The 25,491-nt window shown below is 71.9% G+C and carries 21 protein-coding genes and 1 pseudogene; 9 read left to right on the top strand and 13 right to left on the bottom strand.

Annotated elements, in window-relative coordinates; all coding sequences use genetic code 11:
* Positions 1 to 74 precede the first annotated feature (74 nt).
* Positions 75 to 1,124, top strand: coding sequence for a GNAT family N-acetyltransferase (locus tag Pka01_RS29600; RefSeq protein ID WP_203886196.1), 1,050 nt, complete (start codon positions 75 to 77; stop codon positions 1,122 to 1,124).
* A 203-nt stretch (positions 1,125 to 1,327) separates the two neighbouring features.
* Here Pka01_RS29600 and Pka01_RS29595 read toward each other — a convergent pair.
* A pseudogene (locus Pka01_RS29595) lies at positions 1,328 to 1,777 on the bottom strand (Clp protease N-terminal domain-containing protein); the annotation flags it as partial.
* A 145-nt stretch (positions 1,778 to 1,922) separates the two neighbouring features.
* Here Pka01_RS29595 and Pka01_RS29590 point away from each other — a divergent pair.
* From Pka01_RS29590 to Pka01_RS29580, 3 genes are all read left to right on the top strand, one after another.
* Complete coding sequence (locus Pka01_RS29590) at positions 1,923 to 2,852, top strand: hypothetical protein (RefSeq protein WP_203886194.1); 930 nt, start codon at positions 1,923 to 1,925, stop codon at positions 2,850 to 2,852.
* 134 nt (positions 2,853 to 2,986) lie between these two features.
* Positions 2,987 to 5,236 carry a molybdopterin-dependent oxidoreductase gene (locus Pka01_RS29585; protein ID WP_239115526.1) on the top strand — a complete coding sequence of 750 codons (2,250 nt, stop codon included), beginning with the start codon at positions 2,987 to 2,989 and terminating at the stop codon, positions 5,234 to 5,236.
* Positions 5,237 to 5,353: 117 nt separating this feature from the next.
* Positions 5,354 to 6,505 carry a hypothetical protein gene (locus tag Pka01_RS29580; RefSeq protein WP_203886193.1) on the top strand — a complete coding sequence of 384 codons (1,152 nt, stop codon included), beginning with the start codon at positions 5,354 to 5,356 and terminating at the stop codon, positions 6,503 to 6,505.
* On the opposite strand, the gene Pka01_RS29575 is transcribed toward Pka01_RS29580, so the two are convergent.
* The 3 genes from Pka01_RS29575 to Pka01_RS29565 are packed head-to-tail and all read right to left on the bottom strand — an operon-like array spanning position 6,472 to position 9,093.
* Positions 6,472 to 7,128, bottom strand: coding sequence for a response regulator (locus tag Pka01_RS29575; RefSeq protein ID WP_203886192.1), 657 nt, complete (start codon positions 7,126 to 7,128; stop codon positions 6,472 to 6,474). The genes Pka01_RS29580 and Pka01_RS29575 overlap by 34 nt on opposite strands.
* Positions 7,125 to 8,369 carry a sensor histidine kinase gene (locus Pka01_RS29570; RefSeq protein ID WP_203886191.1) on the bottom strand — a complete coding sequence of 415 codons (1,245 nt, stop codon included), beginning with the start codon at positions 8,367 to 8,369 and terminating at the stop codon, positions 7,125 to 7,127. Before Pka01_RS29570 ends, Pka01_RS29575 begins: the two co-directional genes overlap by 4 nt.
* 46 nt (positions 8,370 to 8,415) lie before the next feature.
* Positions 8,416 to 9,093, bottom strand: coding sequence for an SLATT domain-containing protein (locus Pka01_RS29565; RefSeq protein ID WP_203886190.1), 678 nt, complete (start codon positions 9,091 to 9,093; stop codon positions 8,416 to 8,418).
* 192 nt (positions 9,094 to 9,285) lie between these two features.
* On the opposite strand from Pka01_RS29565, the gene nthB reads away from it, so the two are divergent.
* The 3 genes from nthB to Pka01_RS29550 are packed head-to-tail and all read left to right on the top strand — an operon-like array spanning position 9,286 to position 10,894.
* Positions 9,286 to 9,951: a nitrile hydratase subunit beta gene (gene nthB / locus Pka01_RS29560; RefSeq protein ID WP_203886189.1), complete on the top strand. Its 666-nt coding sequence runs from the start codon at positions 9,286 to 9,288 to the stop codon at positions 9,949 to 9,951.
* On the top strand, positions 9,948 to 10,544 hold the full coding sequence (nthA, locus tag Pka01_RS29555) for a nitrile hydratase subunit alpha (RefSeq protein WP_203886188.1): 597 nt from the start codon (positions 9,948 to 9,950) through the stop codon (positions 10,542 to 10,544). Before nthB ends, nthA begins: the two co-directional genes overlap by 4 nt.
* On the top strand, positions 10,541 to 10,894 hold the full coding sequence (locus tag Pka01_RS29550) for a nitrile hydratase accessory protein (RefSeq protein WP_203886187.1): 354 nt from the start codon (positions 10,541 to 10,543) through the stop codon (positions 10,892 to 10,894). The genes nthA and Pka01_RS29550 overlap by 4 nt, the downstream gene beginning before the upstream one ends.
* A 49-nt stretch (positions 10,895 to 10,943) precedes the next feature.
* Here the strand turns inward: Pka01_RS29550 and pgl are convergent, their stop codons facing one another.
* From pgl to tkt, 6 genes are all read right to left on the bottom strand, one after another.
* Positions 10,944 to 11,720, bottom strand: a complete 777-nt coding sequence (gene pgl, locus Pka01_RS29545) for a 6-phosphogluconolactonase (protein ID WP_203886186.1) — start codon at positions 11,718 to 11,720, stop codon at positions 10,944 to 10,946.
* A 63-nt stretch (positions 11,721 to 11,783) separates the two neighbouring features.
* Positions 11,784 to 12,698, bottom strand: a complete 915-nt coding sequence (opcA, locus tag Pka01_RS29540; RefSeq protein WP_203886185.1) for a glucose-6-phosphate dehydrogenase assembly protein OpcA — start codon at positions 12,696 to 12,698, stop codon at positions 11,784 to 11,786.
* Between the two features lie 52 nt (positions 12,699 to 12,750).
* Positions 12,751 to 14,418, bottom strand: a complete 1,668-nt coding sequence (gene zwf / locus Pka01_RS29535) for a glucose-6-phosphate dehydrogenase (RefSeq protein ID WP_203886184.1) — start codon at positions 14,416 to 14,418, stop codon at positions 12,751 to 12,753.
* A 46-nt stretch (positions 14,419 to 14,464) separates the two neighbouring features.
* Positions 14,465 to 16,090: a phosphoglucose isomerase-related protein gene (locus Pka01_RS29530; RefSeq protein WP_203886183.1), complete on the bottom strand. Its 1,626-nt coding sequence runs from the start codon at positions 16,088 to 16,090 to the stop codon at positions 14,465 to 14,467.
* A 7-nt stretch (positions 16,091 to 16,097) separates the two neighbouring features.
* Positions 16,098 to 17,201, bottom strand: a complete 1,104-nt coding sequence (gene tal / locus Pka01_RS29525; protein WP_203886182.1) for a transaldolase — start codon at positions 17,199 to 17,201, stop codon at positions 16,098 to 16,100.
* A 12-nt stretch (positions 17,202 to 17,213) separates the two neighbouring features.
* Entirely contained in the window at positions 17,214 to 19,247 is a 2,034-nt protein-coding gene (tkt, locus tag Pka01_RS29520; RefSeq protein ID WP_373318195.1) for a transketolase, read from the bottom strand.
* A 347-nt stretch (positions 19,248 to 19,594) separates the two neighbouring features.
* Here tkt and Pka01_RS29515 point away from each other — a divergent pair, with 347 nt between their 5' ends.
* On the top strand, positions 19,595 to 20,557 hold the full coding sequence (locus Pka01_RS29515; protein ID WP_373318193.1) for a heme o synthase: 963 nt from the start codon (positions 19,595 to 19,597) through the stop codon (positions 20,555 to 20,557).
* Positions 20,558 to 20,650: 93 nt separating this feature from the next.
* Here the strand turns inward: Pka01_RS29515 and Pka01_RS29510 are convergent, their stop codons facing one another.
* A complete protein-coding gene (locus Pka01_RS29510) occupies positions 20,651 to 22,219 on the bottom strand; it encodes a N,N-dimethylformamidase beta subunit family domain-containing protein (protein ID WP_203886181.1) in 1,569 nt (522 codons plus the stop codon).
* A gap of 177 nt (positions 22,220 to 22,396) precedes the next feature.
* Here Pka01_RS29510 and Pka01_RS29505 point away from each other — a divergent pair, with 177 nt between their 5' ends.
* Positions 22,397 to 23,758, top strand: coding sequence for a PrsW family intramembrane metalloprotease (locus Pka01_RS29505; RefSeq protein ID WP_203886180.1), 1,362 nt, complete (start codon positions 22,397 to 22,399; stop codon positions 23,756 to 23,758).
* A 4-nt stretch (positions 23,759 to 23,762) separates the two neighbouring features.
* On the opposite strand, the gene Pka01_RS29500 is transcribed toward Pka01_RS29505, so the two are convergent.
* Together Pka01_RS29500 and Pka01_RS29495 are read right to left on the bottom strand one after the other, a co-directional pair.
* The gene (locus Pka01_RS29500; protein ID WP_203886179.1) at positions 23,763 to 24,461 is read right to left on the bottom strand and encodes a SanA/YdcF family protein; all 699 of its coding nucleotides are present in this window, start codon (positions 24,459 to 24,461) and stop codon (positions 23,763 to 23,765) included.
* Positions 24,462 to 24,471: 10 nt separating this feature from the next.
* On the bottom strand, positions 24,472 to 25,476 hold the full coding sequence (locus Pka01_RS29495; RefSeq protein ID WP_373318192.1) for a COX15/CtaA family protein: 1,005 nt from the start codon (positions 25,474 to 25,476) through the stop codon (positions 24,472 to 24,474).
* Between the last annotated feature and the right edge of the window lie 15 nt (positions 25,477 to 25,491).

Genomic DNA, 25,491 nt, shown 5'->3' with positions numbered 1-25,491 from the left:
GCTCACTGTTGCGTAGCAATCGCGTAACAGAGGTGCGTCAAGCTGTGGGCAGCGCAACGGAGGGAGCGGCACCGATGGGGTTCTTGCGAGTACGGACGACGGTCGACGAGCGGCCGGGACGTCTCGCCGCGCTCGCGGCGGCCCTCGCCGAGAAGGGCGGGAACATCCTCGGCCTGTCCGTCCAGCCGGACACGGACGGCACGGTCGACGAATTCGTGACGGAGATCCCCGCCTCGCCCGACGTGGTTCGTGAGGCGCTGGAGGCGGCGGGAGGCCGGCGGGTCCAGGTCGTGCCCGCGACGGCGCACGAGCTCACCGACGAGCCGACCCGCGCCCTGCTGCTCGCCGCCCGGCTCCGGGCGATGCCCTGGCGTCTGCCCGAGATACTCGGGGAGTTGCTGCGGGCCGACGACTCCCGATGGGTCTACGGGGCCGAGCCCGGACGTCCGCGCTCGGACGCCGAGGGAGAGCTTCCCGACCCCACCCTGCTCGTCGTCCCCGTGGCCGCCCGCCGGGCGATCCGGCTCCGCCGCTCGGGGCTGCCCTTCACCCTGACCGAGGCGGCCCGCGCGGCCGCGCTCGTACGGCTCGCGCAACCGCCGGCCGAGGTCGCGCCCGACGGACCCCTGCGGCTCGCCGACGGAGCCGAGGTGCTGATCAGGCCGCTCACCTCGCTCTACCGGGAGGCGCTTCGCGACCTGCACGAGCGCTGCTCGCCCGAGACGCGGCGGTTCCGCTACTTCACGGCCATGCCGACGCTCCCGCCCCGGGTGTTCGACCGGCTCTGCGACCGCAGCCGCGGTCACTCGTTAGTGGCCGGGCACGACGGTCAGGTGGTCGCGGTCGCCTCCCTGATGTTCACCCCCGACCCGGGCATCGCGGAGATCGCATTCCTGGTCGAGGACAGATGGCAGGGTCGCGGGATCGGCACCGCGATGGCCCGCATGATCATGCAGGAGGCGCGCGACCTGGGGTTCGCGGAGGTCCGGGCGAGCCTGCTGTCCGACAACGCCCGCATGCGCAGGCTTCTGACCTCCCTCGGCGCCACGCTCACCCACACCGACGACCCCGGTGTGATCGAGGCGCGGATCGCCGTGGGTGTGATGGCGGCTTCTCCGAGCTGAGCCGTCACAGGTGATCCATCCTGGCTCGGCGAGGCTCAGGGAACGCCGGGCCAGGATGATCACTCAGAGGAGCCGGGAGGGCCGGGGTCCGGCGGCGCGCCCATCGCGTCCAGGCGACGCTCAATGCGGTCCACGGCCTCCTGCAGCCGGTCGATCCTGGACACCAGCGAAGGCCACGGGGCCGGGAAGGCGCCGGAGTGGCCGCCCGCCTCGCGCTGGCTCCGGGTCTCCTCGACGACCTTCCGCCGGACGCGGTCGAAGTCCGTGCCCCGCTCGGTGAGCACCTGGACGCCGGCCCCGCCGCCCTCCCGGATGAGGCCCAGCAGGATGTGCTCGGTGCCGATGTAGTTGTGCCGGAGGTTCAGGGCTTCGCGGAGCGAGAGTTCAAGGATCTTCTTGGCCCGCGGGGTGAAGGGGATGTGCTCGTCGGGTCCCGGGGACGGCCCCGTGCCGACCAGCCGCCTCACGTCCTCACGCAGCGCCTCGAGCTCGACGCCCTCCTCATGGAGGATCTTGGCGGCGAGGCCCTCGCCCTCGTGGACGAGGCCGAGCAGCACGTGTTCGGACCCGATGTAGCGGTGGTCCAGCATCCTCGCCTCCTCCTGGGCGAGAAGCACGGCTCGGCGGGCTCGGTCGGTGAAACGCTCGAACACGGGAGGCCTCCGTCGTTGGGCGGTGCTTCCACTATGCGTCAGGACGGTCCCGCGGCGGCGGTGCGAACCGCGGGAGAATGCCGTTCCAACGCGCGGCGAGGAGAGTCGGTGGACGTGCGGCGCGGCGGAGGGTACAGGTGGAGCCATGGATCTCGACGCGGCAGCCGACCGGTTGTACGGCCTCGCCCCCGGCGAGTTCGTCGCCACCCGGGACGCGCTGGCCAAGGAGGCCAAGACGGCCGGCGACGCGGCGCTCTCCCGTCAGATCTCCGCACTGCGCCGTCCCACAGTCGTCGGCTGGGCCGTCAACCAGGCCTCGCGACGTCATCCGGCGGAGCTGGACGAGCTCCTCGGCGTGGGCGGGCGCCTCCGCGAGGCCTGGCGGAGGCAGGACGCCGAGGCGCTGGCCGCCCTCACCCAGGAGCGGTCGGCGGCGACGTCCCGGCTCGCCCGCCTGATCAGGCAGGACGCCGAGGCGGCCGGGCAGCCGCTCGCGGGCGCGGCCGGCACCGAGATCGAGCAGACGCTGGACGCGGCGGTCGTCGACGAGACCGCGTCCGAGCAGGTGCGGGAGGGGCGCCTGGTCCGCGGGCTGAGCTACAGCGGGTTCGCCCCGGCGCCGGTGCTCAGACCGGTGCGGACGGCGGAGAAGGCCGCCGAGGCGGGGGCGTCCCCCCGCGGGCGGCGGGCGGCAACGCCCGCGGGCGAACGGGACGGGGGCGACGGCGAGGCCGCCAGGGAGAGGGCCGCGAGGCAGAAGGCCGAGCGTGAGCGCCGGGAGCGGGAGAAGGCGGCGGCGCAGGCCCGCGAAGCGGCGGCGCGGGCCGAGGAGGGCCTGTCCTCCTGGGAGGCCGAGTTCGCGGAAGCCGTACAGGAACACGACCGGCTGGCGGAGGAGGTGGCCGAGCTCTCCGGCAGGCTCGCGGCGGCGAAGGACGGCCAGGGCGCCGCCCGGCACCGGCTCGACGTCGCCAGGCGGGAGGAGGGCCGTTCCCGGCGGGCGGCGGAGTCCGCGCGCCTGCGAGCGGACCGGGCTGAGGCGGCGCTCGGTGACGTGCCGCCCACCGGCGGCTGAACCACGCGAAGCGATTCAAGTAGGCCGAGGTCATCGGAATGGCGCTGGCTTCGTATCCGCTTCGAGGCGGACAGGCCGAGCCCCGTCGGCTACCCTGAGTTCGACTAGTGGACCCAGAAGGTCGGGAGAACATCTTGGACTGGCGGCCCACCGCGTGCGTGCTCTGCGCGTGCAACTGCGGCATCGAGATCAAACTGGACGGCCGGCGATTCGAGCGGATCCGAGGCGACAAGGCGCACCCCTCGTCGCAGGGCTACACCTGCGAGAAGCCGCTCCGCCTCGATCACTACCAGAACGGCCGCGACCGGCTGACCCACCCGCTGCGAAGGCGCCCGGACGGCTCGTTCGAACAGGTCGACTGGGACACGGCCATCAGGGAGGTCGCCGCCGGATTCGCCGCCGTCAGGGACGCGCACGGCGGCGAGACGATCTTCTATTACGGCGGGGGCGGCCAGGGGAACCACCTGGGCGGCTCCTACTCGGGAGCGTTCATGCGCACACTGGGGGCGCGCCACCGGTCGAACGCCCTCGCGCAGGAGAAGACGGGGCTGTTCTGGGTCGCCGACCGCATGCTCGGCACCATCACGACCGGAGACCTCGACCACTGCGACGTCGCCCTGTTCGTCGGCAAGAACCCCTGGCAGTCCCACGGCGTGCCACGTGCCAGGCCGACCCTCCGCGAGATCTCCCGCGACCCGGACCGGTCCCTGATCGTGATCGACCCGCGCCGCACCGAGACCGCCGAACTGGCCGACATCCACCTCGCCGTACGCCCCGGGACGGACGCGTGGCTGCTCGCCGCCATGGCGGGCGTGCTGGTCCAGGAGGACCTGATCGCGCACCGGTGGCTGGAGGAACACGCCGTCGAGAGCGAGCGGGTGATCGACGCGTTGCGGCGGGTGCCGATCTCGGAGTACTCCGCCACGGCGGGGGTGGAGGAAAGGCTGGTCCGCGACGCCGCCCGCCGCATCGCCGCCGCGCGCGGCGTGGCCCTGCACGAGGACCTCGGCGTCCAGATGTCGCTGCACTCGACCGTCACCAGCTATCTCGACCTCCTGCTGATGGTCCTGACGGGCAACGTCGGCCGCCGGGGCACGAACAACCCCCCGATCCTTTTCGGCCCCCTGGTCACCTACTCCCACTGGGGACGAGGCCGTGACCGCGTCAGCCCCGTCGTGGGAGCGCGCGTCATCTCCGGCCTGGTGCCCACCAACGTGATCGCCGAGGAGATCCTCACCGACCATCCCCGGCGATACCGCGCCATGCTGGTCGAGTCCGCCAACCCGGTCCACTCGGTGGCGGACTCGCCCAGGATGCGGGACGCCCTGGACGCCCTCGACCTCCTCGTCGTGATCGACGTCGCGATGACCGAGACGGCGCGGCGGGCCGACTACGTGCTGCCCGCGCCGACGCAGTTCGAGAAGTGGGAGGCCACGTTCTTCAATCTGGAGACGCCGGACAACTACTTCCACCTGCGCCGCCCGGTGCTCGACCCGCCCCCCGACGCGGACCTGCTGCCGGAGCCGGAGATGTACGCCCGCCTGTGCGAGGCCCTCGGCGTCGTCCCCGACCTGGCCCCCCTGCGCGAGGCCCTCGCCGAGGGGGACAGGACCGCCTTCTCCGCCGCGTTCCTCGGGATGCTGGCCGACCCCGCACTCGCCAAGATCGCCTCCGTCCTGCTCTACCGCAGTCTCGGGCCGACGTTGCCGGACGGGGCGGCCGCCGCGGCCTCGCTGTGGCCGCTGGCCCACAAACTCGCGGCCGCGCACCCGGAATCCGTACGGCGGGCGGGCATCGAGGGGGAGGGACCGCAACTGGGCGAGCACCTGTTCGACGCGATCCTCGCGAGCCCCTCGGGCCTGGTCTTCAGCAAGGACGCGCCGGACGACGGGCTGGGCCGCCTCGGCACTCCGGACAAGAAGATCCACCTGACGATCCCGGAACTGGTGGAGGAGATCGAGAACCTCGGCGCCGGCCCCGCAGCGGATCCCGAGTTCCCCTTCGTGCTGTCGGCGGGTGAGCGCCGCGCCTTCACCGCCAACACGATCTTCCGTGACCCGGCCTGGCGCAAGCGTGATCCGTCGGGAACCCTGCGCATCAGCCCGGCCGACGCGGCGCGCCTCGGGCTGACCGGCGGCGCGATGGCACGCGTGACGACCCGCACGGGCAGCGTCGAGGTGCCCGTCGAGATCCACGACGGCCTGCAGCCTGGTCATGTCTCCCTGCCCAACGGGCTCGGCCTCTCCTACCCCGGGCCGGACGGCGCCCCGGTCGTGACCGGCGCCGCCCCCAACGAGCTGACGGCCGCCGGGGATCGTGACCCCTACGCCGGAACGCCCTGGCACAAACACGTGCCCGCGCGGGTGGAGGCCGTCACGATCTGAACCGGCCGAGTATCCCCCGTGCGGGGGAGGCGGTTCCCGTCGTGAGGGGAGTCGCGGCAGGCGGCCCGTGGCGATCGTGAGAGGTGCACGTCCCACCTCCCACGAAAGGACCTCGTCATGTCGACTCCCTCCATCAGTCCGTCCGACTCGGCCTCTCGGCCGCCGTCCGCCGTCGCGGGAGGCCGGCCTCCCGACGGGAGCACGGCGCCGGGGCCTGCGCGCCGAGCCGGGTGGGTCGGCCACGCCGCCGTCGCCTGGACGGCGGCCTACGGCGTCGTCGCGCTCGTCTGGACGCTGACCGGCCGCGGATACCCCTTCGGGCATGCGGGCGTCCTGCGTGTCATCACGCCAGAGGTGGGTGCGCCTCTGCTCGCGGCCACCTTGCTGGCCGCCGCCGTCGCGGCCCTGGCCATGGCCGGACGGCACGCCGTACGGCTGAGCGGCGTGCCGCGGGCGCTCCTCGCGGGCTTCGGCTACCTGGTGGCCGCCGTGCTGCTGGCGGTGGTGCCGAGCTCGAACGCGCTGGCGCTGACCGGATACGCGCCCATGCTGATCCTCGGCGCGCCCTTCGGCTGGCCGCCGGACGTCGACTACTCGCGCGTCCTGTCCTGGACGATGGCCAACGAGATCTGGTGCATGGCCGGCGGCTACCTGCTCTGGTTCGCGGTGCTGTCCTGGCAGCGCCGCAGCCGCGGAGCCTGCGTCCGGTGCGGCCGTCGCGCGGGCACGGACGACCACGCGCGCATCGTCGCCTGGGGCCGCCGGGCGACTCTGGTCGCCGTCGTGGTGCCGCTGCTCTACGCGGCGAGCCGCCTGTCCTGGCTGGCGGGCGTCCCTCTCGGAATCAGCGACGAGATGTTGCGGTCGCTTCGCGACAGCGGAGGCGTCTGGGCCGGTGCCGGCCTCGGGGCGTTCGCCGTCGTCGGGGCGATCCTGACCCTCGGGCTGATCCAGCGCTGGGGCGAGGTGTTCCCGCGCTGGATGATCGGCCTGGCCGGGCGGCGGGTGCCGATCAGGCTCGCGGTGATCCCGGCGCTCTACGTCGCGCCCATCGCCGTCTCCGCGGGGCTGGACATCGCGACCTCGTCCACGATCTGGAACGTCGACGGATACAGCCCGTTCCTGGTCGTCACGCACCTGTTGTGGCCGCTGTGGGGGGTCGCGCTCGCGTTCGCCGCCCACGCCTACCACCTGCGGCGCCGGGGGGCCTGCACCGCCTGCGTGCAGGGGACCCCTCAGCCCGCGGGGCTGACGAACCCGGACTCGTAGGCGGTGATGACCGCCTGGGTGCGGTCACGGGCGCCGAGTTTGGCGAGGACGTTGCCCACATGCGTCTTGACGGTCTCCGTTCCCACCACGAGCGCCGCGGCGATCTCGGCGTTCGACAGCCCGGCCGCCATCAGCCGCAGGATCTCGGCCTCGCGCTCGGTCAGGCGGGCCCGGCGGAGCCGGTCACCGGCCGGCCCGCCGGAGCCGTAGGCGGCGGCCAGTCGGCGGATCGCCGCGGGGAAGACGACGGACTCCCCGCCCGCGAGCACCCTGATCGCCTGGACCACCTCGGCCGGCCGGGTGCGCTTGAGCACGAAGCCGCTCGCGCCCGCGCGCAGCGCCTCGTAGACGTAGTCGTCGTTCTCGAAGGTGGTGATGACCAGCACCTTCGGCGGCTCGCCCGACGAGGCCAGCAACCGGCGGGTCGCCTCGATGCCGTCGATGGCGGGCATCCGCACGTCCATCAGCAACACGTCGGGCCGGGTGCGGGCGACCATCGCCGGCACCTCGGCCCCGTCGGTGGCCTCACCTACCACCTCGAGGTCGGGCTGCGCGTTCACGACGACCCGCAGCCCGACCCGGATCAGCTCCTCGTCGTCGGCGATCGCCACCCTGATCGTCATGGCCGCTCTCCCGTCGGCAGTCGCACCGTCACCCGCCACCGCTCCTCCTCCGGCCCGGCCGTCATGGCGCCGCCGAGCAGGCGCACCCGTTCGCGCATCCCGTCCAGCCCCCGGCCGCCCTGTCTCGGTCGCTCGGCTCCCGTGAGCGGATTGGCCACGTCGATGACGAGCAGCCGGTCGCCGACGGTGATCCGCACCACCACCGGAACCCGGCCCGCGTGCCGCAGCGCGTTCGTCAGGCTCTCCTGGACGATGCGATAGCCCTCCCGGGACACGGTCGCGGGCAGGCCGTCCAGCGGGCCCTCGACCGATGTGCGCACCTCCACCCCCGTGCCGCGCGAATGGGCCACCAGCCTGTCGAGGTCGGCCAGCCGGTGAAGCGGCGCACGCTGCGCGGCCTCGCCGTCGCGGAGCATCCCGAGCAGGCGGTCGAGGTCCTCGGCCGCGGCGCGCCCGGTGTCCTCGATCGCGGCGAGGGCACGGCGCGTGAACTCCGGATCCTCGTCGAGCACCTCCCGCGCGGCAGCGGCCTGCACGGTCGTCACCGTCAGCGCGTGACCGATGGAGTCGTGCAGCTCGCGGGCCAGGCGGTTGCGTTCGGCGAGCCGTACGGCATGGGCCTCCAGGGCGGCGATCCGCTCGGCCGGCGACGGCCCGAGCAGCACCGGGGCCATGATCGCGGCGAGCGCCCCGAGCCCCGCCACGGCGTAGCCGACACAGACGATCATCGCGGCCCCGAGCAGCGCCAGCCATCCCGAGTCGTGCTCGTCCAGCGGGCCGATCCGGAGGCCGGCGAGCGACTCGCCGCCGATGCCGAGGCGCTGCCCGATGAAGAGCACGGCCGTCGTCAGGGGGATGAGCAGCAGCACCGCCACCAGCCCGCCGATCGCGAGATGCAGCGTGAACCACAACGCCGCACGCAGCCTTGTGTCCCGCGCCTCCCGTACGGGCTCGGTCGTCGCGGGAGGGTCGGGAAGGGGCACGCCGAGCAGTGAGCGGGCCGCCACGATCTCCAGCGCGCGTGTGCCCCGCAGGAACGGCGGCACCGAAGCGATCACGAGCGCGACGGCGAGCACGAGCAGGGCCAGCGGCAGGGGCACCTGCGGAGAGGTGAGCAACTGCGCGAACGCCGCCCCCACCAGCACGTACGGCAACAGCAGCACGGCCCCGAGCAGCAGATGGACGCCGCGCCGGTAGGTCGTGCCGCTGACGAGCGGGCCGACCGACCGGCGGATCCTCACGCGAGTCATTCTGGCCGACACCGCGACGGCCGCGGCAGGCCCGGACTCAGCGGTTGCCGGTCTGGTTGTTGAGCTGCGCCACCGCGGTCTGGAAGTCGCCCACCCACTCCGAGGTCTCCTCAGCGGTTATGAGCGAGATATCGGACATGAACGACCTGAGTAGCTCAAGGTATTCGTGGACCGTCGACCGGCCGGGGCCGATGGCGTCACGGGCGTTCATCGCGGCCCAGTCGAGCTGGAACTCCACGAGCCGGTGCTGGATCCGCTGCGCGGTCACCATGTCGCGCATCCAGCCGGAGGACAGGCCCAGGAAGTGGTCGAAGGCGACGCACACCCCGGCGGCGGCCAGCAGCACGTACCCCCAGGCGAGACTTCCGTCCGAGCTGCCCGCGGTCGCCGCCAGAGGCTGGAGCGCACCCGCCGCTCCGAGCAGGATGGCGAGCCCGCGCAGGATCTGTGACGGGAGGCGCTTGCGTGCCCGGTCCTCGAGGTACCACTCGGCGTTGGCGATCGCCCGGGCCTCGGCGCCGGCGTACATCCGGCGCAGAGCCTCCTCAGGGGCGCGCCACTCCTCCGGTGTCAGGAGAGGGAACGGGGGGACGTCCCGCCGTCCACGGCGATTTCCGGCGCTCGCGGGCGCCGGTCTCGCGGGGCCGGGGCGCCGATCAGTCTCCGGTCGCGGCTCGGAGGGCCGGTCTCCGGTGGGCGTGGGCTCGTCGGGCATGGTCACTCGTCTCCCGCGGCAGGGCCGCCACAGCCGTGCCGGAGGGGGGTCGCACCGGCGGGGCAATCATAGGCGCAACCTCAGGCGAGGCGCCCATCATGGCATTGACCTGCATGAATGAGAGTCGGACGCCCGTGGGCAGACGTTCGTTTGAACGTGCCTCTGCCAGCCTGGATGGACGGGGGTGATGACGTGGACGGGATCGCCGACATGGGAGGCACCGCGGGATGGGGTCCCGTTCATCCGCCGCGCGCCGGGGAGCCGGTCTTCGCGGAGCCCTGGCAGGGCCGGGCGTTCGCCCTGGGCCTCTACTCCATCCGGGTCGCCGGATGGAACGTGGACGCGTTCAGGCACGCGACGGAGCGTCTCGACCGCTCCGCCTATCTGGACGACGGCTACTACGGCCGCTGGCTCAACTCCACCGAACTGGTGCTCACCGAGAGCGCGATCCTGGCACCGGGCGCGATCGACGCCCGGGCCCGCAACCTGCGTGGAGAGCACGTCGAGGAGCCGCCGATCCCCGAACCCGCCAGGCCCGGCTACCTCCCCTCCGCCGAGGGCTCGCTGCGTACCGTGGACGTCCCACCGGCGTTCGCCGTGGGTGAGCGGGTGCGGGCCAAGGACATGTCACCGCCCGGGCACACCAGGCTGCCGCGCTACGCGCGCGGACACACCGGAGTCGTCGAGGTCGTCCAGCCTGCCGCCGTGCTGCCGGACACGAACGCCCACTTCCTGGGTGAGAACCCGCAGCACGTCTACTCGGTGCGGTTCGACTCACGTGAGTTGTGGGGGGCCACCGCCGAGCCCTTCGCCGTCACCCTCGACCTGTTCGAGAGCTACCTGGAGAAGATCCCATGACGGGCAACGGATCCGGCGAACGCCTTCCTCCGGCACTGCGGACCGAGGCACTCGAGCAGTTGCTCACCGAGCGGGGCCTGGTCGACCCGGCCGCGGTGGACAGGCTCATCACCCAGTACGAGACCAACGTGGGCCCGCTCAACGGCGCGAAGGTGGTCGCCAGGGCGTGGACCGACCCGGAGTACCGCCGGCGGCTGCTCGACGACGGCACGGCCGCCATCGGGGAGCTGGGCTTCGGCGGACTGCAGACCGAGTGCCTCGTCGTCGTGGAGAACACCCCGACGACCCACAACGTGGTGGTCTGCACGCTGTGCTCGTGCTACCCCTGGGCGGTGCTCGGCCTGCCGCCGAGCTGGTACAAGGATCCCGCCTATCGTGCGCGGATGGTGCGGGAGCCGCGCACGGTCCTGTCCGAGATGGGCCTCGACCTCGGCGACGACGTGCGGATCACCGTACGGGACTCCAGCAGCGAGGTGCGCTGGATGGTGCTGCCCGAACGTCCCGCCGGGACCGAGGACATGTCCGAGGAACAGCTCGTGCCCCTGGTCACCCGGGACGCGATGGTGGGCGTCGCCAAGGTGGAGGCGCCGTGACCGCCCCGCTGGACACCGAGGGCCCGGCCGCGCCGCCGCGCTCCAACGGCGAGCTCGTGTTCACCGAGCCGTGGCAGAGCCGCGCCTTCGGCATCGCGGTCGCCCTGCACGAGGCGGGGGCGTTCGCATGGCCGCGGTTCCAGGCGTCGCTGATCGAACGGATCGCGGCCTGGCAGGCCATGCCCGGCGACCAGCCCTGGAACTACTACCGGCACTGGCTCGGCGCGCTGGAGGACGTGCTCGCCGGGAGCGGCACCGTGCTCCCCGGCGAGGTGACCGAGCGGGCGCACCGGCTGGCCGACCGGCCGGCTGGGCATGACCACCCGGCCGGCCACGGTCACGGCCACTGATCCCCTGGGCAGGGGCGCACGGGCCCGACGCACGGGCCCGTCGCGTATGTCAGGGAGAGGCGATGCGGCCCAGGGTGGGCGGGATCTTGGCGGCGGACCCCCGGTCGAGCAGGAAGAGCGTGCCGTGCCGGCCCCTCGCGCCGGCCGCGGGGACCTGCATCGGGCCCGCGGTCGACAGCGCCAGGTGGACGGCCTGCGCCTTCTCCGCGCCGCCCGCTACGACCCACACCTCACGCGCGGCCTCGATGGCCGGGAACGTGAGCGAGATCCGGGTGGGCGGCGGCTTGGGCGAGCCGTGCACCGCGACGACCGAGCGCTCCTTCTCGTAGAGCGCCGGCTGGCCGGGGAACAGCGAGGCCACGTGGCCGTCGGGGCCCATCCCGAGCAGCAGCAGGTCGAACGACGGCACCGGGCCGTGGTCCTCCGGCCTGGCCGCCTTCGCGAGCTCGACGGCGTACGCCTCGGCCGCCTCCTCGGGGGTCAGGCCGGAGTCCGGGCCGGGCATCGGGTGGACGCGGTCCGGGTCGACGTCGACGTGGTCCAGCAGGGCCTGACGGGCACCCGTCTCGTTGCGCTCGGGGTGGCCGTCGGGAAGGAAACGTTCGTCGCCCCACCAGATGTCCAGCGCCCGCCAGTCGATCGCGTCGCGGGCGGCGGTCGCCGCCACGGCCGCGAGCGTCGCGACGCCGACGGTGCCGCCGGTCAGCACCACGTGGGCGGAACCACGCGCCGCCTGGGTGTCCACCACCCGGGTGATCAGCCGGGCGGCGGCGGCCTGGGCCAGCACCTCGGCGTCGCGGTGGACGATGACAGTGGGAACGCTCATGACGATTTCTCTTTCACGTGCGTGGTGGCCGGGGAGCCCACGTGGGGCTCCCCGGCCCGCGGGTCAGTGGACGGACGTCTTCGCCAGCTGCTTGATCGCCGACATGTAGGTCTCGTCGGGGTCCAGCCGCCGGAGTTCCTCGGCGAGCAGCTCCGAGGTGGGCCTGCGGGTCAGGGCGACCCGCCGGTCCGGCTGACCGGGCTTCGACAACGTCGCCAGGCGGGCGTCGGACCTGGTCACCTTGAGCTCCTCGCCGTTCGCGACGGTGAGGCGCACCGCCGTGAGGCCGGGGCCGGGCGACTCCGCGACCTCCACGGGGGCGTCCAGCCGCTGCGACAACCACGCCGCGAGCAGCGGCGCGCTGGGGTTGCCGGCGGCGGCCTCGACGACTCCCGACTCGACCTTCCCGACCGGCTGGTCGAAGGCCGCGGCGAGCAGGCTCCGCCACGGTGTCAGCCGGGTCCAGGCGAGGTCGGTGTCTCCGGGGACATAACCCTGGAGCCTCGAGGTGATGGCCGAGACCGAGTCCCGCGACGCCCGGGCGTCGGTGATGCGCCGGCTGGCGAGCTGGCCGACGGAGTCCTTCGCGGGAACCGCGGGGGAGTCGCCCGGCCACCAGACGACCACCGGGGTGTCGGTGAGCAGCAACGGCGTGATGACCGAGTCGGCGTGACCGGTCAGCTTGCCGTACAGGCGCAGCAGCACGATCTCACCGGGAGAGGACTCGCCCACCCTGATCTCGGCGTCGAGCCTGTTCGCCTCGGCCGGGTCGCGGTTGATCACGACGAGTATGCGCGAAGGATGCTCCCGCGCCGCCTCGGTCGCCGCCCGGACCGCGTCGTACTGCCCGGCCTCGTCGACGACCATCACCAGCGTCAGCACCATGCCGACCGCGGGCGCGCCCATCTGGTGCCGGAGCCGGGTCAGCGTCGAGGAGATCTTCGACGCCGTCGTCTCTGTCAGGTTGAAGGTCGTCAACGTGCGCTCCGCTCGTTCAGCGTTCCTGCCGGATGGCCGGCCGTCCTCCGGTTCACATCCGCCTCCAGGCGCGCCCGTCCCTGGCCAGCATGGCGTCGGCCGAGGCGGGGCCCCAGCCGCCGGAGGCGTAGGCCTCGGGCCGGCCGTGCTCGGCCCAGTACTGCTCGACCGGATCCATGATCATCCAGGAGAGCTCGACCTCCCGCTGGTGCGGGAAGAGCGGCGGGTCGCCGATCATGACGTCGAGGAGCAGCCGCTCGTAGGCCTCGGGCGAGGACTCCATGAACGACTCGCCGTAGGCGAAGTCCATGCTGACGTCCCTGACCTCCATCGCGGTGCCCGGCACCTTGGACCCGAACCTGACGGTGATGCCCTCGTCCGGCTGGACCCTGATGACCAGGGCGTTCTGCCCGAGGATCTCCGTGTCGTCCTTGCTGAACGGCAGGTGCGGCGCACGCTGGAACACCACGGCGACCTCGGTCATGCGGCGGCTGAGCCGCTTGCCGGTGCGCAGGTAGAACGGAACGCCCGCCCAGCGGCGATTGGCCACCTCCAGCCGCATCGCCGCGTAGGTCTCGGTGATCGACTCCGGCGGGATGCCGTCCTCGTCGAGGTAACCCACGACCGGCTGGCCGCCCTGCCAGCCCGCCGCGTACTGGCCGCGCGCGGTGCCGGTGCCCAGGTCGGCGGGGAGCTGGACCGCCCGCAGGACCTTCTCCTTCTCCCGGCGCAGCGCGTCGGCGTCGAAGGAGATCGGATCCTCCATCGCGACCAGCGCGAGGAGCTGGAGCAGGTGGTTCTGGATCACGTCCCTGGCGGCGCCGATGCCGTCGTAGTAGCCCGCGCGGCCGCCGATGCCGATGTCCTCGGCCATCGTGATCTGGATGTGGTCGACGTAACCGCGGTTCCAGATCGGCTCGTAGAGCGTGTTGGCGAACCGGAGCGCCAGGATGTTCTGGACGGTCTCCTTGCCCAGGTAGTGGTCGATCCGGAAGACCGACTCCTCGGGGAAGACCGCGTTGGTGATCGCGTTGAGCTCACGGGCGCTCTGCAGGTCGTGGCCGAACGGCTTCTCGATGACCACGCGACGCCACGACCCCTCCGGGGCCTTGGCGAGGTCGGTCCGCTTGAGCTGCTCGATCACCGTGGGGAAGAACTTCGGCGGCACGGACAGGTAGAAGGCGTAGTTGCCGCCCGTTCCCCGCGTCTGGTCGATCTCCTTGAGCATCATCGCCAGCACGTCGAACGCGCCGTCGTCGTCGAACTCGCCGGGGCAGAAGTGGATGCCCTCGCGGATCTGCTTCCAGACCTCCTCGCGGAACGGCGTACGCGCGTGCTCCTTGACGGCCTCATAGGTGACCTGGGCGAAGTCCTCGTGCGCCCAGTCACGGCGGGCGAAGCCCACCAGGGAGAACCCGGGCGGCAGGAGCCCACGGTTGCCCAGGTCGTAGATCGCGGGGAGCAGTTTGCGCTTCGCGAGGTCGCCGGTCACGCCGAACAGCACGAGCACGTGCGGTCCGGCCACGCGGGGGAGCCGCTTGTCGCGGGGGTCGCGAAGGGGATTGAAGGCGATCGCCTCCTCGGTGGTGGCGACCGTCGCCACCTGGGCCGCGATCGCGGTCGAATGCTCGACCGGCGCCGCCGGATCGGTCGTGGGGGCCTCTGCTGTCACTGGTACCTCCGGCTCGGCGGTCTCCGCCGGCCCTGTCGGCTCGGTCATGGAGCCACCTCCCTGGCGATTCCTTCGCCACTTGCGCATCGCATGGTCAGAGCTCCTCTGCCACCGAGAGAAGATGCCTGACGCCGGCGATCCGGTCGGTCAGATGCAGACGTACGGCGGGGCGGTTCCTGGAGGTCAGCGCGCGAAGGTCGCCGAGCGCCTGGGCGAGCTGCAGCCTGCCCAGCGTGTACGGCCTGCCCGGCACCTGGACGTCGTCCGTGACCGCCCCCGTGATCTGGAGGAACGCGCCCACGCCGGGCCCGCCCTTGTGGAACTGGCCGGTCGAGTGGAGGAAACGCGGCCCCCAGCCGAACGTGACCGGACGGTCCGTACGGTAGTCGAGCAGAGCGCGGAGCGTGGCGACGTCGGCGCCCGCCCACTGCTCGGCCATCTCCTCGAACGAGGCGTCCCCGACCGTGGCCGCGTCGAACGCCGCCTCCCGGTCCAGGTAGGCCATGATCGCGAGATATCCGCGGTCGGGCACGGCCCGCAGAGCCCACGTCAGCACGTCCGCCAGGTTCTTCGGGTTGCCCTGCAGGTCGCCGTAGACCTCGACCGGGCCGTCCGTGAGGATCGGCGTCCCGGTGGGCAGCGGCCCGTCCCCCGCCTCCGCGAGGATCGCGGCGGTGTTCTCCTTCGACTCGGCCACGTTCGGCTGGTCGAAGGGGTCGATGCCCAGCACGCGGCCCGCCACCGCGGTGGCGTACTCCCACACGAGGAACTGGGCGCCGAGCGGCCCGTCGACGCTGTGCGCGCCGTCGCGGCCGATGTTCACGGTGTACTGGTCGTCGCCCTCGGCCGCCTCGGCTCCGACCACCGGCAGGATGCCCCGGCCCTGCTTGCCGGTCGACTCGGCGATCAACTGCTCGATCCAGTCGGGCAACCCGTTGATCTCCGACAGCGTGTCGAGCAGGATCAGCTTGTCGCGGCCCGCCCGGTGCTCCGCGCCGAGGAGGGCGCCCAGGTCGAGGCCGGGGTTGCCTTCGGCCCGCGAGAGCAGGGGGCCGACGGCTGCGGCGTCGTCGAGGAGCTTGTCGACCTGCACGCCGGCGAGCGCGCTGGGGACCAGGCCGAAGGCGCTCAGAGCGCTGTAGCGGCCGCCCACGTTCGGGTCGGCGAGGATGACCTGGTACCCCGACTCGATCGCCGTCTGCTCAAGCGGGGAGCCGGGGTCGGTGACCACGACGATCCGGTCCGCCGGGTCGATCCCGGCGTCCCGGAAGGCCTGCTCGTAGATCCTTCTGTGGCTGTCGGTCTCGACCGTGCCGCCGCTCTTGCTGGAGACCACCAGGAGCGTCCGCTCGAGCCGGTCGTCGAGAGCCCGCCGCACCTGGTGCGGGTCGGTCGTGTCGAGGACCGTCAGCGGCACGTCCTCGGTGGCGCAGATGACCTCGGGGGCGAGCGACGAACCGCCCATGCCCGCCAGGACGACGTGGTCGAGGCCCTGCGCCCGGGCGCGCTCGACCAGATTCGCTATTTCGGGGAGGAGCTCCCTGCTGGTCAGGGGGAGGTTGAGCCAGCCGAGCCGAATTCTCGCGTCGGCCTGGCTCGTCGCCCCCCACAGCGAGGGATCGCCCGCGGCGAGCGCCGCGGGCACCCCCTCGGCGGCCAGCTCCTCGCTGACCGCCCGTACGGCATCGGCCTCGTGGCCGATGCTCACCTCGATGGACATCGCCTGTTCAGGCCTTCCGGAGCTCGGAGTCGACCGTCTCGAGGAGCTCGTTCCAGGAGGTCTCGAACTTCTGGACGCCCTCGTCCTCGAGGACCTTGACGACGTCGTCGTAGTCGATCCCGGCGTCCTTCAGCGCGGCCATGACGTTCCAGGCCTGCTCGTAGAACGGCCGGATCGTGTCGCCCGAGATCTTGCCGTGGTCCGCAGCCGAGTCCAGCGTCTTCTCCGGCATCGTGTTGACGATGCCCGCGGTCACGAGCTGGTCGACGTACAGCGTGTCGGGGTAGTCGGGGTTCTTGACCCCGGTCGAGGCCCAGAGCGGACGCTGCGGACGGGCGCCGGCGGCGCGCAGGGCCTGCCAGCGCGGCGAGCCCATGACCTCCTCGAAGGCGGCGAACGCGAGCCGGGCGTTGGCGACGCCAGCCTGGCCCTTCAGCGCGAGCGCCTCCGGCGTGCCGAGCTTGTCCAGCCGGGCGTCGATCTCGGTGTCGACCCGGCTGACGAAGAACGACGCGACCGACTCGATGCCGGCGAGGTTGTGCCCGTTGGCCCGCGCCTGCTCCAGGCCGGTCAGCCAGGCGTCCATGACCGCGCGGTACCGCTCGAGGGAGAAGATCAGCGTGACGTTGACGCTGATGCCCTCCGACAGGGCCTGGGTGATGGCGGGGAGGCCCTCGACCGTCGCGGGGATCTTGATGTGCACGTTGGGCCGGTCGACCATCCACCACAGGGCGCGGGCCTCGGCGATCGTCGGCTCGGTCTTGCGCGCCAGGCGGGGGTCGACCTCGATGGAGACGCGGCCGTCCACGCCGTTGGTGGCGTCGTAGACCGGCTTCAGCACGTCGGCGGCCCAGCGGATGTCGAAGGTGGTGATGGCGCGCACCGCCTCCTCGACCGACACGCCGCGTACGGCGAGGTCGCGCAGCTGGACGTTGTAGGCGTCGCCCTTGCTCAGCGCGCCGGCGAAGATCGTCGGGTTGGACGTGACGCCCGTCACGGCCTTGTCGCGGATCAGGGCGGCCAGGTTGCCGGTGCGCAGGCGCTCCCGGCTGATGTCGTCCAGCCAGATGGAGACGCCGGCGTCGACGAGCCGCTTCAGGTTCTCACTCATCTGTCTCATCCCTCAGTTTCCGGTCGTCTCGCCCTTGTCAGCCCCGGTCTTGGCCAGGCTGGCCTTGGCGGCGGCCACCAGTCGCTCGGCGGTCAGGCCGAACTGCTCGTAAATCGTCTTGTACGGCGCGGATGCGCCGAAGTGCTCCAAACTGAGCACTTCCCCCGCATCACCGACGAACTCGCGCCAGCCCAGCGAGATTCCCGCTTCGACGGCCGCCCTTGCGCGGACCGCCGGAGGCAGAACGGTCTGCCGGTAGGCGTCGTCCTGTTCCTGGAACCACTCGACGCACGGCATCGAGACGACGCGCGTAGCGATGCCCTCGGACTCGAGGACGCCCCGGGCCTCGACGGCGATCTCGACCTCGCTGCCGGTGGCGATCAGGACGACCTCAGGCTGCCCGTTGGAGGCGTCCTGGAGGACGTACCCACCCCGCGCGACCTTGTCCGCGTCGGCGGTGCCCTCGTAGACCGGGAGGTTCTGCCGGGTGAGCGCGAGGGCCGCGGGGCGGTCGTCGTGCTCCAGGATCACCTTCCACGCCGCGGCGGTCTCGTTGGCGTCGGCCGGGCGCACCACGTCGAGGCCGGGGATCGCGCGCAGCGCCCACAGGTGCTCGATGGGCTGGTGGGTCGGGCCGTCCTCGCCGAGGCCGATCGAGTCGTGCGTCCAGACGTAGGTCACCGGCAGCTTCATCAGCGCGGCCAGCCGTACGGCGGGGCGCATGTAGTCGCTGAAGACCAGGAACGTGCCGCCGTAGGGGCGCGTGCCGTTGTGCAGCGCGATGCCGTTGAGGATGGCGCCCATCCCGTGCTCGCGGATGCCGAAGTGCAGCGTGCGGCCGTAGGGGTTGCCGGGGAACTCCTTGGTCTGCCGGTCCGAGGGGATGAAGGAGGGCTCGCCCTTCATCGTGGTGTTGTTGGACTCGGCCAGGTCGGCGGAACCGCCCCAGAGCTCGGGGAGGACCGGCGCCAGCGCGTTCAGCACCTCGCCGGACGCCTTGCGCGTGGCGACGGAGGAGCCCACCTCGAAGGCCGGCAGCGCCTTGTCCCAGCCGGCGGGCAGCTTGCGGTGGGAGATCCGGTCGAACAGCTCGGCACGCTCGGGGCTGTTCTCACGCCAGCTCTGGTAGCCCTTCTCCCAGCCGGCGTGGGCCTCGCGGCCCCTGGCGACGACCTCGCGGGCGTGCTCGAGCACCTCGGCGGGGACGTCGAAGTGCTTGTCCGGGTCCATGCCCATGACCTGCTTGGTGGCGGCCACCTCGGCCGCGCCGAGCGCGGAGCCGTGGATCTTGCCGGTGTTCTGCTTGTTCGGCGCGGGCCAGCCGATGATCGTGCGCAGCCTGATGATCGACGGCTTGCCGGTCTCCGCGCGGGCCGCCTCGAGCGCCGCGTACAGCGCGGGGACGTCCTCGTCGTAGTCGCCGGTCTTCAGCCAGTCGACGTTCTGGACGTGCCAGCCGTACGCCTCGTAGCGCTTGAGGACGTCCTCGGACAGGGCGATGTCGGTGTCGTCCTCGATCGAGATCTGGTTGGCGTCGAAGATCACCGCGAGGTTGCCGAGCCGCTGGTGGCCGGCGATCGAGGCGACCTCGTGGTTGATGCCCTCCTCGATGTCGCCCTCGGAGGCGATGCACCAGATGTGGTGGTCGAACGGCGACTCGGTCGCGGGGGCGTCCGGGTCGAACAGGCCGCGCTCGCGGCGGGCGGCCATCGCCATGCCCACGGCGTTGCCGAAGCCCTGCCCGAGCGGCCCGGTGGTCGTCTCAACTCCGGCGGTGTGACCGTGCTCGGGGTGACCCGGGGTCAGGCTGCCCCACTGGCGCAGGGACTTCAGGTCGTCGAGCGTCAGGCCGTAGCCCGACAGGTACAGCTGGATGTAAAGGGTCAGGCTGCTGTGCCCGGCGGACAGGACGAACCTGTCACGACCGGCCCACTGCGGGTCGGACGGGTCGTGGCGCATGACTCGCTGGAAAAGAAGATAGGCGGCGGGGGCGAGGCTCATCGCGGTGCCGGGGTGGCCCGAGCCCGCCTTCTCCACCGCGTCCATCGCCAAGGCGCGGACCACGTCGACAGCCTGCCGATCCAGGTCGCTCCACTCAAGGCTTTCGCTGCTCAACTGCTCGATTCCCCTCTTGTCATTGGCGCTGGTTGTGGCGATCCCGCCCACACGGGGACCCTAGTGGGTCAGCTGTGGTGCCGTTCGGCAGCCCCTCGGTCGGCCGCGGGGCACCTGAGCAGCGAGGCCTCCGGGTGTCGGGTCGAGGTGGGGTTTCGGCCCCAGTTCCTGGACCACCGGTCTCCCCGACTACAGTGATTGCTCAACTGCCGGGGTGCTGCCCGGAGATCCGCTCTAATCAGAGGTTACGCGTTGACCCCGCATGTGTTGGAAGCGCCTTGACGCTGCTGACGAACAAGCAAACGATGGCCCCGCCGGGAACCGCCGCGACGGCCGCCGCCGCCACGACCACCCGTACCCTCGGGGCGGTCATCAAGGCGTACGTGGCGCTCACCAAGCCCCGGATCATCGAGCTGCTCCTGATCACGACCCTGCCGGTGATGTTCCTCGCGGCGCGGGGTCTGCCCCCGCTGTGGACGGCCACGGCGACGATGGTCTTCGGCACGCTCTCGGCGGGCAGTGCGAACGTCCTGAACTGCTACATCGACAGGGACATCGACAAGACCATGCGGCGCACGCGCCGCAGGCCGCTCGCCAAGGCCGACGTCACCCCGCGGGGCGCGCTGATCTTCGGCATCGTCCTCGGCGTCCTGTCCACCCTCGGCCTCGGCCTCACGGTGAACTGGGTGGCCGCGGGGCTCTCCCTGGCGGCGATCCTGTTCTACGTCTTCGTCTACTCGATGATCCTCAAGCGGCGGACGTCGCAGAACATCGTGTGGGGCGGCATCGCGGGCTGCATGCCGGTGCTGATCGGCTGGTCCGGGATCACCGGCGGCCTGTCCTGGGCGCCTCTGGTGCTGTTCGGCGTCGTCTTCTTCTGGACGCCGCCGCACACGTGGACCCTCGCCATGCGCTACCGCGAGGACTACGCGGCCGCCCACGTGCCGATGTTGCCCGTCGTGGCCACCGAACGCCAGGTCGTGCGGCAGACCATCGCCTACACGTGGGCGACCGTGCTGTGCTCGCTGCTGCTGTGGCCTGTGGCGAAGACCACTCTGCTCTATCCGGCGGTGGCCCTGGTCCTCGGTGCCGGGTGCCTGTGGGAGGTGTACCGCCTGCTCGGCCGGCTGAACGCCGGCAAGACGGGCGTCGACCTGCGGCCGATGCGGTTCTTCCACTGGTCGAACATCTACCTGGCCCTGCTCTTCCTCGCCGTCGCGGTCGACGCGCTGCTCGTCTGACCATCCGGTTCCCGCCGGGCGTCCAGGCGGCGGCGCGGCGGGTTCCGCGGGCCGGCGGGTTCCGCACGGCTCAGGAAGGCGGCTCCGCACGGCTCAGCCGTACAGGTCGGCGACGTTGTCCCGCGGGGCCGGTTCGAGATCTCCCGCCGGCCCGCGCGCGAAGGATCGCAGCAGGTTCTCCGTCACCGTCGTGACGAAGCACCGCGTCCGCCGGTCCATGCCGTGCGCCACGGGACTGTCGCGGGTGCCGGCCATCAGCGCCTCCGCCCATCGCATCGTCCCCGAGGCGAAGACCCCGGCCCCGCTCGGCGCGGTGTAGTAGGCCGAGTCGGCGAAACTCGGCCTCCTCCCGCACATCAGGGGCGAGTGGGAGAGGATCTCCAGCGGCCGCGGGGTCGGCACGCCCGGGTTCACCCGGTCGTACTCCACGCCCACCAGATGGGGGAACGCGTCGCCGTACACGGCTCCCGTGCCCGCGAACAGCCAGTGATCCGGGGCGGTGACCACATAGGGCGCGTCCACGGGGAAGCCGTCGTAGTAGACGCCGACGAGCGACGACTCGGGATCGGGCATCGGCTCGGCCCGGAAGTCCGCCGTCACCAGTTCCGGGTTCACGGCGTACACGGGATCGAGGCCTGCGTCCGTCTTGTAGCAGACCATCCGGCGGCCGTCCCTCTCCAGCCGGACGCGGCGGTAACACGTGTTGGCCCCGAGGAACGCGAGGTTCGTGCCGGCGTCCCTCGCGGTCGTGACTCGACGGCGCATCTCGGGCGTCCAGTACTCGTCGTGGCCGAGGAAGAAGACCGCCCTGGCGCCCGCCAGGGCCTGATGGCGGTCGAGGTCGACCCCGGTGGTGTACGCGAGGTCGACGCCCAGCCGCTCGGCCAGCGCCACGACGGCCCGTTCGTGGACGAGGAACTTCGCCATGCCCGTCCGGTCGTACGGACGGTCGAAGCTGACGGCCAGCGAGCGGGCGTCGTAGCGGCCGCCCTCGCCGAGATAGAGGCTGCGGCCTCCCCAGCCGTTGTAGGCCTGCCAGGTGGCGGCGGCGTGGACCAGCAGGATCTTCCCGGCCACGCTCGCCGAGCGGATGATCAGGGGGACGTACCGCTGGGCCCCGCCGGCGGCGTCCAGGCGCAGGAGGTAGGCGCCCTCGGGCCAGCCGTCCGTGGGCACGGTGGCGGATCGCGGCCACGCGGCGGTGACGGTCCGGGTGAGCGGGTCCAGGCCGGCGGGGGCGTGCACCCGGCCGCGGATCCAGCCGGATCTCCAGACCCTGCGTGCGAGGGCTCCGCCGTACCAGCCCATCCGATACGCGGTGACGCGGAAACCCTCGGCGACGGTCGACACGTGGAGGCCGACCGGCTCTCCGGGGAGCACACTCACCTTGTCGCAGTAGCCGTCGACGGCGCCCGCCAGGCCGTACGAGGTGAGCCGCCAGCCGGGGTCGCCGGGAAGGAGCCGTTCGGGCAGGGGAGGCGGATCCAGCGGCAGAGCCGGTGGCACGGTGGGTGCGGCGGACGCGGTCGGCGAGGGGGCCGGGGGGCCGGGGACGGGCGCTCGTGGGCCGGCGCACCCGCCCACGGATCCCGCGACGGCCGCGGCGCCCGCCACCAGGAGGAACCGGCGCCTGCCGAGGCCGTCCTGAGGTGCCTCGCCCATCATCCCCACCTGCTCGAACCCGACATCGCGCTGGCGAAAATATCGCGGCGCCCCGGGGCGTGGGCTGCGCGTGAGGTCTGCTGTCCACCCGTTTCGTGGAAAGGCATGGCTTCCCGATGCGGGGATCTCCCGGGGGCCGGAGGGGACAGGACGTGCGTGTTCGGTTACAGTCGCGGAATGGCGAGCCTTGATCCCCGCGCGGTGCTGAAGGACCGCCCATCGGCAGGCCTGATCATCGGCCTGGTAATCGCGGGGATCTGTGCCCTGGTGTCGTTCTCCTTCGACATCCTGAACGGTGATCCGGTCCAGTTCACCCTCGCCCTCGGGCTCGCGGTCGCACCCGTTCCGCTGCTGCTCGCGGGCGTGCTCGCCCTGGACCGCATGGAACCGGAGCCGCGAACCACGCTGATCTTCGCGTTCGCGTGGGGCGCGGGCATCGCCGTCCTGCTCGCCGGCATCCTCAACTCGCTCAACCTGCTCTATTTAGAGCGCCAACTCGGCGACACGACCAGCGCGCGGAACCTGGTCGCCACGTTCGGCGCGCCGCCGGTCGAGGAGACGCTCAAGGGCCTGGTCCTCCTGGGGTTACTCCGGTTCCGGCGGCAGGAGCTGGACGGACCGACCGACGGCATCATCTACGCGAGCATGGTCGGCCTCGGCTTCGCGATGTCGGAGAACGTCAGCTACTACCTGGCCGCGCTGGACCAGAACGGCCCCCAGGGGCTGGCCGCCACGCTGGTGCTGCGCGGGGTGCTCTCCCCGTTCGCGCATCCCCTGTTCACGTCGCTGATCGGAATCTCGGTGGCGTACGCGGCCAACCGCAGGGGCGCGCCCGCGACCATCATGATCATCGCCGGATGGATCGGGGCCATGGCCCTGCACGGCATCTGGAACGGCTTCGCCTCCTTCGGCGGGTTCGGCGGGCTCGCGATCGCCTACCTGATCCTGATGGTCATCCTGGTGATCGAGATCACGGTGATCGTCAGGGACAGGAAGCGCATCGTCGGGCTGATCAACCACTACCTGCCGCCGTACGAGCACAACGGCCTGGTCAACCAGGCGGACATCTACATGTTGTCGTCGCTGCGGCGGCGCAGGCACGCGCGAACCTGGGCCAGGGCGCTCGGCGGCAAGGCCGGCGCCCGGGCCATGAGCGACTACCAGCTGGCCGCCACCGAGCTCGGCCTGCTCCATGAGCGCGCGGCCCGCGGCGGCGTCGACGAGGAGTCGTTCCGGGGCACCCAGCGCTCACTCGCCGACCTGATGGCTTACGCCCGCCTGTCGTTCCCGATGCCCGAGCGGCACCAGGCCAGAGCGGCGAAGGGAGTGCCGCCACCCGGTTACGCGCCGGGCGCGCCCGCTCCCGGGCAACCCCCTCCCGGGCAACCGCCGAGGACCCCCGGGTACGGTCCCGGCGGATTCCCGCCAGGCGGTCCCGGATCGGGATACGGCCCCCCGGGCTACGGTCCCGGCGGCACCTCTTCGTCTCCGCCCGGATACGACCACGGCGGCCACGGGTCGGGCCCGCCCGGATTCTGACCGCTCAGCGCGCGAGCGCGTCGTCCAGGGCGCTCTCGCGGGGACCGAGGAACCGGGGCGAGGAGTTCAGGACCAGGCTGTTCAGCAGCGCCTTGGCGGCCGCGGGGATCTCCCTGGCGGCGTACACGGCCGTCTCCAGCGGCCAGTCGCGGCTCGAGTCGTCGCCCACGCCGAACGTCTCCATCCCCGCCGTACGGCACAGCGCCACCGCCCGGGGGAGATGGAACTCCTGGGTCACCACGATGAGGCGGGTCGCGCCGAAGATCTTGTTGGCCCGGACACAGGAGTCCCAGGTGTCGAACCCGGCGTAGTCCAGGGCGATCTTCGTGACCGGGATCCCCCGGGTGACGAGGTAGTCGCGCATCACGGTCGGCTCGTCGTATCCGGCCCGGCTGTTGTCGCCTGACACGAGGATCGCCCTGATCTTGCCGGTCTGGTAGAGCCGGGCCGCCAGGTCAAGCCGGCTGCGCAACATCGGTGTCGGCCTGTCGCCGCCGATGCCCGCTCCGAGCACGAGCGCCGCGGGCATCACGGGCACCGAGTCGATCCAGTCCGCGCCGGGGCGCGCGACCACCCGATGGGGCGCGCTGTCCAGCCAGGCCCAGGTGATGGGGGCCAGCGAGAGCAGGCTCAGGACCACGACGATCTGGAAGGCCGTGCGCTGCGTCGCGCGAGACCACGGGGGGCGTGGCAGGCGGATCATTTGTGGTGGGTCAGGCGTTCGCGGCGTGGGGGAGAGCCCGGTCGGGCGCGGGCGCGTCCAGCGTCCCACGCGATCGCATGAGGAACACCACGCGCAGGGTCGCGATCCACACCAGGGTCGCGCCCAGCACGTGCAGGCCCACCATGAGGGCGGGGACGGCCAGGAAGTACTGGATGTAGCCGATCACGCCCTGGGCCAGTTCGACGCCCAGAAGCACCAGCGCACCCCGTCTGGCGCGGCCCGGCGAGTCGGTCACGTGGAGCGCGAACAGCAGCGCGAACGTCAGCCCGACCACGATCCAGACGACGTCGGTGTGCAACCGCACCATGCTCTCGATGTCGAAGTCGAAGCGTGAGGCCCTCTCGTCGCCCGAGTGGGGGCCGGTGCCGGTGACCACGACGCCGACGACGATCAGGACGAACACCGCGGCGGTGAGGAAGAAGCCCAGCGTCCTGATGTCCCGGTGGACCAGCCGATGCGGTCGCGCGTCGCCCTCGCCGGATCGGGCGTACAGGGTGAACGCCGCGGCGATCATGCCGATCGACAGGATGAAGTGCACACTGACCGTCACAGGATTGAGCAGCGTGCGGACCACCACGCCGCCCCAGAGCGCCTGGACGACGACCCCGATCGGCTGGAGCGCGGCCAGCCGTACGAGGACCGGGCGGGCCCCGTCTCCGCCGGGCCGCGCGAGCCGTACGGCGGCCAGGAAGCAGCCGATCGCGACGGCGAGCACCAGGAAGGTGATCAGGCGGTTGCCGAACTCGATGGCCATGTTGATGGGGGAGTGGTCGTCGTGCGGGACCGGGACGAAGCTGTCCGGAGTGCAGCGCGGCCAGGTGGGGCAGCCGAGGCCTGATCCGGTCAGCCGCACTGCGGCGCCGGTGACGGCGATGCCCGCGTTGACCACGACCGCCGCCAGGGCCCAGCGCCGCATCGTGGCGGCGGTGGAGAACCAGAACGAGCGATAGAAGGCGATCGCATGAGGGCGAAGCCGGTCAACTAGGCGGGTCACGGCAATCATCGTAGG

The sequence above is a fragment of the Planotetraspora kaengkrachanensis genome, from assembly GCF_016862895.1.
Taxonomy (GTDB): domain Bacteria; phylum Actinomycetota; class Actinomycetes; order Streptosporangiales; family Streptosporangiaceae; genus Planotetraspora; species Planotetraspora kaengkrachanensis.
Note: the sequence above shows the minus strand (reverse complement) of the source record. Positions and strands in the feature narration are given on the sequence as shown.